A 6,697-nucleotide genomic window follows, 5' to 3' on the forward strand; every position below is an offset into this window, starting at 1 on the left:
TACCTAGCAGCAAGGCCCTGTAGTGAACCGGTACACTGCTCATCGGTCCCCTGACTTGCCCGGTTGGAGGAACTGGTCAGACTCGCGGCACTCAAAATGCCGTGCCCTTTGGGCATGTGGGTTCGAATCCCACACCGGGCACCGCAAGATCAAAGCGGAGTATCACGTTCGCGTGGTCCTCCGCTTTTTGCTGCTCATGGTCACCGTGAGTCACCCAGAGTGGCCGCATGAACTTCCATGGCACTGACGTACGACAGAAAGCACTCACCCTGCTGCGAGACGGCGCTAGGAACGCAGACGTCGCCCGCAGCCTCAACGTGCCGCTGGGGACGGTCGGCTATTGGAAACACCTGGACCGGGCGGAGCGCGGCGAGTGTCCGGGTCGCCACGATCCCGCGTGCCCGCGGTGCGACGGGCGGGACCTGGACGAGCCCGCCTACGCCTATCTACTAGGTCTGTATCTCGGGGACGGACACATCAGCCATTACTCCGCGCACCGCGTTCCCAACCTCATGATCACCTGCACGGAGTCATGGCCGGGGCTCATGGACGACTGCGAACGCGCCATGCGCGCGGTCTTCCCCGACAATTCCGTCTGCCGGGTCCGCAAGACCGGCTGCCGCAACGTGAAGGTCTACTCGAAGCACCTGCACTGCCTTTTCCCGCAGCACGGACCCGGCAAGAAGCACGAACGCCGTATCGTGCTCGAATCCTGGCAACAGGTCATCGTCGACTCCTGCCCCTGGGAGTTCATCCGCGGACTCATCCACTCCGACGGCTGTCGGATCACGAACTGGACGACTCGCCTGGTCGCCGGCGAGCGCAAGCGCTACGAGTATCCCCGCTACTTCTTCAGCAACGCCTCCGACGACATCCGGCGGCTTTACACCGACACCCTCGACAAGCTCGGCGTCGAGTGGACGCACTGCACCCGTTACGGCAACCCCTTCAACATCTCCGTCGCCCGCAAAGCCTCAGTCGCCCTCATGGACGCCCACGTAGGCCCCAAGTACTGACGTGGCTACTCCGCGATGTGGTGAACCCTGACCATGTTCGTCGAGCCCGAGACGCCGGGCGGGGAGCCGGACGTGATGACGACCGTGTCGCCGGGGCTGCAGCGGCCGTGGCGGAGCAGGAGTTCGTCGACCTGGTCGACCATCGCGTCCGTGGAGTCCACGCACGGGCCGAGGAAGGTCTCGACGCCCCAGGTCAGGCTGAGCTGGGAGCGGGTCGCCTGGTCGGGGGTGAAGGCGAGTAGGGGGATCGGGGAGCGGTAGCGGGAGAGGCGGCGGGCGGTGTCGCCGGACTGGGTGAAGGCGACGAGGAAGCGGGCGCCCAGGAAGTCGCCCGTCTCGGCTGCCGCCCGGGCGACCGCGCCGCCCTGGGTCCGGGGCTTGTTGCGTTCGGTCAGGGGCGGGAGGCCCTTGGCCAGGATGTCCTCCTCAGCCGCTTCGACGATGCGGGCCATCGTGCGGACCGTCTCGATCGGGTGTTTGCCGACGCTCGTCTCGCCGGAGAGCATCACCGCGTCGGTGCCGTCGATGACGGCGTTGGCGACGTCGGAGGCTTCGGCGCGGGTCGGGCGGGCGTTGTCGATCATCGAGTCGAGCATCTGGGTGGCGACGATGACCGGCTTGGCGTTGCGTTTGGCCAGCTTGATCGCGCGCTTCTGGACGATCGGGACCTGTTCGAGCGGCATTTCGACGCCGAGGTCGCCGCGGGCCACCATGATGCCGTCGAAGGCGCCGACGATGTCGTCGATGCTTTCGACGGCCTGCGGTTTTTCGATTTTGGCGATGACGGGGAGGCGGCGGCCCTCCTCGTCCATGATGAGGTGGACGTCCTGGATGTCGCGCCCGGAGCGGACGAAGGACAGGGCGATGACGTCGAAGCCGGTGCGCAGGGCCCAGCGGAGGTCGTCCTCGTCCTTCTTGGAGAGGGCGGGGACGGAGACGGCCACGCCGGGGAGGTTGAGGCCCTTGTGGTCGCTGATCACGCCGCCTTCGAGGACGGTGGTGTGGATGCGGGGGCCGTCGACGGAGGTGACCTTGAGGCAGACCTTGCCGTCGTCGACGAGGATGCGTTCGCCGGTGGTGACATCGGAGGCGAGGCCGGCGTAGGTGGTTCCGCAGATGTCGCGGTCGCCTTCGACGCCTTCTTCGACGGTGAGAGTGAAGGTGTCTCCGCGGTCGAGGAGTACGGGGCCTTCGGCGAAGCGGCCGAGCCTGATCTTCGGGCCTTGGAGGTCGGCGAGGAGGCCGACGCTGCGGCCGGTCTCGTCGGCTGCTTTGCGGACCCGGTGGTAGCGCTCCTCGTGTTCGGCGTGGCCGCCGTGGCTGAGGTTGAAGCGGGCTACGTCCATGCCGGCGTCGACCAGGTCTTTGATCCGGTCGTACGAGTCGGTGGCGGGTCCAAGGGTGCAGACGATTTTTGCTCGGCGCATGGAAGGAGCCTATGAGCTACCGGCCGGTAGTGAATTGGCCGGGCATGGCCGCTCAACGGACGTTGCGTTAAGCGTTATTGACCGCGTCGAATTGTGCGGAGAGGCGCTCCGATGAGCGCCCGCGGAAATATTCGGTCGCATTTTCGGAAATGGGTGCGCGGGAGTGCTTACAGCCGGGGCGGCGCCATCGTGAAGCGGGCGTTGATCTGGGCGTGGACGCGTTGGCGCTGGGGTTCGAGGTCGAGGGGGGCGGGGGTGTCCTCGGCGGCGCCGCCGTAGGCGGCGGAGCGCATGCGGCCGGGGGCCTGGGGGTAGGCCGGTGGGGCGCTTTCGGCGCCGATGTCGGCGAGTTCGACGAGGGCGGAGAGGCGGGTGCCGAGGGCTTCGGCGTACTCGCGGGCGCGCTGGACGGCTTCGTGCACGGCCTTCTTGCGGGCTTCGCGGTGGGCGGGTGAGTCGGGGCGCAGGGCCCACCAGGGTCCGTCGACGCGGGTGAGTTCGAGGTCGGCGAGGCGGGTGGTGAGTTCACCCAGGGCGGTGAAGTCGGTGAGTTCGGCGGTGATGCGGACGCTGCCGTGGTAGGTGCGGACGCGTTCGCCGCGGCCGTGTTTGGTGAGTTCCGGCGTGATGGAGATGGCGCCGGTCTCCAGGCGTTCGACGGCGTCTTGGTAGGACTTGACGAGGTCGAGGACGCCGGTGTTGCGGCGGGTGAGGTCGTCGAGGGCGGAGCGGCGGTCGCGGCCGCGGGCGGCGACGGTGATGCCGATGCGGGCGATCTCGGGGTCGACTTCTAGGCGGGCCTCGCCGCGGACGGCGATGCGCGGGGCTTCGGGCGTGCCGTAGGGGACGGCGGGCTGGGGGGCGTCTGGGGTGGCCGCTGTCATACGCCCCACTCTGTCATGTCTGGGCTGATTGACGGTCTTGGATCCGGAGGCCGAGTCATCAGATCGCAACCTGCCGGGTCTGTTGCGGCCGGTCATGGACGGGTCAGAATCTACGCGCGTTATCTACGCGCGTCGTTCACAGATTCCGCAGGGGAGCCAGACATGCCGTTGAACCGCCGGAAGTTCCTGGAGAAGTCCGCCGTGACCGGGGCGGGGGTGGCGCTGGCGGGTGCGGTCTCGGCGCCGGGTGCGCAGGCGGCCGAGGCGAAGCCGGGTGCCAAGCGGTACGCGTTCACCGTGCTGGGGACGACGGACCTGCACGGCAACGTCTTCAACTGGGACTACTTCACGGACAAGGAGTTCGACGACAAGGACCACAACGACGTGGGCCTCGCGAAGGTCTCGACGCTGGTGAACCGGGTCCGTGAGGAGAAGGGCCGCCGCAACACGCTGCTGATCGACGCGGGTGACACCATCCAGGGCACGCAGCTGTCGTACTACTACGCCAAGGTCGACCCGATCACGGCCGAGGGCGGCCCGGTGCACCCGATGGCGCAGGCGATGAACGCCATGGGCTACGACGCGGCGGCGCTCGGCAACCACGAGTTCAACTACGGCATCCCGGTGCTGCGGAAGTTCGAGCAGCAGTGCGACTTCCCGCTGCTGGGCGCGAACGCGCTGGACGCGAAGACGCTGCGCCCCGCGTTCGCGCCGTACAGCATGCACCGGTTGCGCACGCCGTTCGGGCGGGATGTGAAGGTGGCGGTGCTGGGGCTGACGAACCCGGGCATCGCGATCTGGGACAAGGCGAACGTGCAGGGGAAGATGACGTTCCCGGGTCTTGAGGAGCACGCGGCTAAGTGGGTGCCGAAGCTGCGGTCGATGGGCGCGGACGTCGTGATCGTGTCGGCGCACAGTGGTTCGTCGGGGACGTCGTCCTACGGTGATCAGCTGCCGTACATCGAGAACGCGGCCGCTCTGGTGGCGGAGCAGGTGCCGGGCATCGACGCGATCCTGGTCGGGCACGCCCACACGGAGATTCCCCAGTACTTCGTCACCAACAAGAAGACCGGCAAGCAGGTCGTGCTGTCGGAGCCGCTGAAGTGGGGGCAGCGGCTGACGCTGTTCGACTTCGAGCTGGTCTTCGAGAAGGGCTGCTGGAAGGTCGAGAAGGTGGGTGCGAAGGTCCTCAACTCCAACACGGTGGAGGAGGACCCGAAGATCACGAAGCTGCTCTCCGACGAGCACGAGAAGGTCGTTGAGTACGTCAACCAGGTCATCGGCACGAACGCGGCGGAGATGACGTCGGCCGAGGCACCGTACAAGGACGTGCCGATCATCGACCTGATCAACCACATCCAGGCGGACACGGTGAAGCAGGCGCTGGCGGGCACGGAGCACGCCGCGCTGCCGGTGCTGTCGCAGGCGGCGTGCTTCTCGCGCAGCGCGCGGATCCCGGCGGGCCAGGTGACGATCCGGGACGTGGCGGGTCTGTACGTCTTCGAGAACACGCTGGAGGCGCGTCTGATGACGGGCGCGCAGATGAAGGCGTACCTGGAGTTCTCGGCGAACTACTACGTGCAGACCGCGGCGGACGCCCCGGTGGACCCGGCGAAGCTGACGAACGCGAACGGCACGCCGGACTACAACTACGACGTGGTCAGCGGCCTGTCGTACGAGATCGACGTCGCGAAGCCGGCCGGGTCGCGGGTGATGAACGTGCGGTTCGAGGGGCAGCCGCTCGTGGACGACGCGCAGTTCGTCTTCGCGGTGAACAACTACCGGGCCAACGGCGGCGGGAACTTCCCGCACGTCGCCGCGGCCCGGGTGCTGTGGTCGAACTCCGAGGAGATCCGCAACACCATGATCGGCTGGGTGAAGGCGAAGGGGTCGATCGACCCGGCCGTCTTCGCGGGGGTGGACTGGAAGCTGACGCGCAACGGCACGCCCGTCTTCTGAGCCGCGCGCTGCGTCACCTTCGGTCGTCGACGAGCGGGGTCAGTGCCGGTGCCTCGCGGGGCGGCGGTACGTGTGCCCGCTGGGTGAGGCCGAAGGTGGTGAAGGCGGTGCGGGCGGGGAGTGCGTAGGCCTCCCCGCCCGTCAGGGAGTTGAGAATGATCGCGCTGCGCCAGGCGGCGAGGCCGAGGTCGGGGGCGCCCACGCCGTGGGTGTGGGTCTCGGCGTTCTGGACGTGGACCGTGCCGGTGACGGACGGGTCGAGGACGAGCCGGTGGTCCTCGTCGATGCGGGGTCGCTCCTGGTTGTCGCGGCGCATGTAGGGGTCGAGGCCGGCGAGGATCCGGTCGAGGGGGCGTTCGCGGTAGCCGGTGGCGAGGACGACGGCGTCGGTGGTGAGGCGGGAGCGGCTGCTCTGCAGGTCGTGCTCCAGGTGCAGTTCGACTTTGGTCGTGGCGACCCGGCCGGCGGTGCGGACGCGTACGCCGGGGGTGAGGACGGCGTCGGGCCAGCCGCCGTGCAGGGTGCGGCGGTAGAGCTCGTCGTGGACGGCGGCGATGGTGGCGGCGTCGATGCCCTTGTGCAGCTGCCACTGGCCTTCGACGAGCCGGTCGCGGGTGGATTCGGGCAGGGCGTGGAAGTAGCGGGTGTGGTCGGGGGTGAAGTGCTCCAGGCCGAGTTTGGAGTACTCCATGGGCGCGAAGGCGCCGGTGCGGCCCAGCCAGTGCAGTTTCTCGCGTCCGGCGGGCCGGTTGCGCAGCAGGTCGAGGAAGACTTCGGCGCCGGACTGCCCGATGCCGACGACGGTGACGTGTTCGGCGGCGAGCAGCGCGGAGCGGTGTTCGAGGTAGTCGGCGGCGTGCACGACGGGTACGCCGGGGGCGTCGACGAGGGGCTTGAGGGGGTCGGGGACGTAGGGCTCGGTTCCGATGCCGAGGACGACGTCGCGGGTGTAGGTGCGGCCGAGGGCTTCTGCTTCTCCGTCGCTGTCGAGCTGGGTGAAGTCGACTTCGAAGACGTCGCGTTCGGGGTTCCAGCGGACGGCGTCGACCTGGTGGCCGAAGCGGAGCCCGGGGAGGTTCTCGCTGACCCAGCGGCAGTAGGCGTCGTACTCGGCGCGCTGGATGTGGAAGCGCTCGGCGAAGTAGAAGGGGAAGATCCGCTCGCGGGACCTGAGGTAGTTGAGGAAGGTCCAGGGGCTGGTGGGGTCGGCCAGGGTGACCAGGTCGGCCAGGAAGGGGACCTGGATGGTGGCGCCGTCGATGAGCAGGCCGGGGTGCCAGGCGAAGGCGGGGTTCTGGTCGTAGAAGACGGTGTCGAGGCCGTCGAGCGGGTGGGCGAGCGCGGCGAGGGAGAGGTTGGCGGGGCCGATGCCGATGCCGACGAGGTCGCGGGGGGCGTCGGGGTCGGGGCG

General features: G+C 68.3%; 5 protein-coding genes and 1 tRNA gene. 3 read left to right on the forward strand and 3 right to left on the reverse strand.

Features of this window, described 5'->3' with window-relative positions; translation table 11 throughout:
• The first annotated feature begins 57 nt into the window (after window positions 1-57).
• Both ADK65_RS18410 and ADK65_RS18415 read left to right on the forward strand, forming a co-directional pair.
• Window positions 58-141 (forward strand) — tRNA-Leu (locus ADK65_RS18410).
• Between the two features lie 86 nt (window positions 142-227).
• Window positions 228-1,016, forward strand: a complete 789-nt coding sequence (locus ADK65_RS18415) for a hypothetical protein (protein ID WP_053671312.1) — start codon at window positions 228-230, stop codon at window positions 1,014-1,016.
• Window positions 1,017-1,021: 5 nt separating this feature from the next.
• Here ADK65_RS18415 and pyk read toward each other — a convergent pair whose 3' ends face one another.
• The gene (pyk, locus tag ADK65_RS18420) at window positions 1,022-2,443 is read right to left on the reverse strand and encodes a pyruvate kinase (protein WP_053671313.1); all 1,422 of its coding nucleotides are present in this window, start codon (window positions 2,441-2,443) and stop codon (window positions 1,022-1,024) included.
• Window positions 2,444-2,610: 167 nt separating this feature from the next.
• Window positions 2,611-3,327, reverse strand: a complete 717-nt coding sequence (locus ADK65_RS18425; protein WP_053671314.1) for an SIMPL domain-containing protein — start codon at window positions 3,325-3,327, stop codon at window positions 2,611-2,613.
• A 162-nt stretch (window positions 3,328-3,489) separates the two neighbouring features.
• On the opposite strand from ADK65_RS18425, the gene ADK65_RS18430 reads away from it, so the two are divergent.
• Entirely contained in the window at window positions 3,490-5,286 is a 1,797-nt protein-coding gene (locus tag ADK65_RS18430; RefSeq protein WP_053671316.1) for a bifunctional metallophosphatase/5'-nucleotidase, read from the forward strand.
• 13 nt (window positions 5,287-5,299) lie between these two features.
• Here the strand turns inward: ADK65_RS18430 and ADK65_RS18435 are convergent.
• On the reverse strand, window positions 5,300-6,697 hold a 1,398-nt coding region (locus ADK65_RS18435; RefSeq protein WP_053671318.1), incomplete at its 5' end, for a lysine N(6)-hydroxylase/L-ornithine N(5)-oxygenase family protein.

The sequence above is a fragment of the Streptomyces sp. NRRL B-1140 genome (assembly GCF_001280065.1).
In the GTDB taxonomy this organism is placed as follows: Bacteria; Actinomycetota; Actinomycetes; order Streptomycetales; family Streptomycetaceae; genus Streptomyces.

What these genes read in the sequence shown, in the direction of transcription:
- ADK65_RS18425 (WP_053671314.1), bottom strand. Translation starts at nt 3,327, where the DNA reads ATGACAGCGGCCACCCCAGACGCCCCCCAGCCCGCCGTCCCCTACGGC.
- pyk (WP_053671313.1), bottom strand. Translation starts at nt 2,443, where the DNA reads ATGCGCCGAGCAAAAATCGTCTGCACCCTTGGACCCGCCACCGACTCG.
- ADK65_RS18415 (WP_053671312.1), top strand. Translation starts at nt 228, where the DNA reads ATGAACTTCCATGGCACTGACGTACGACAGAAAGCACTCACCCTGCTG.
- ADK65_RS18430 (WP_053671316.1), top strand. Translation starts at nt 3,490, where the DNA reads ATGCCGTTGAACCGCCGGAAGTTCCTGGAGAAGTCCGCCGTGACCGGG.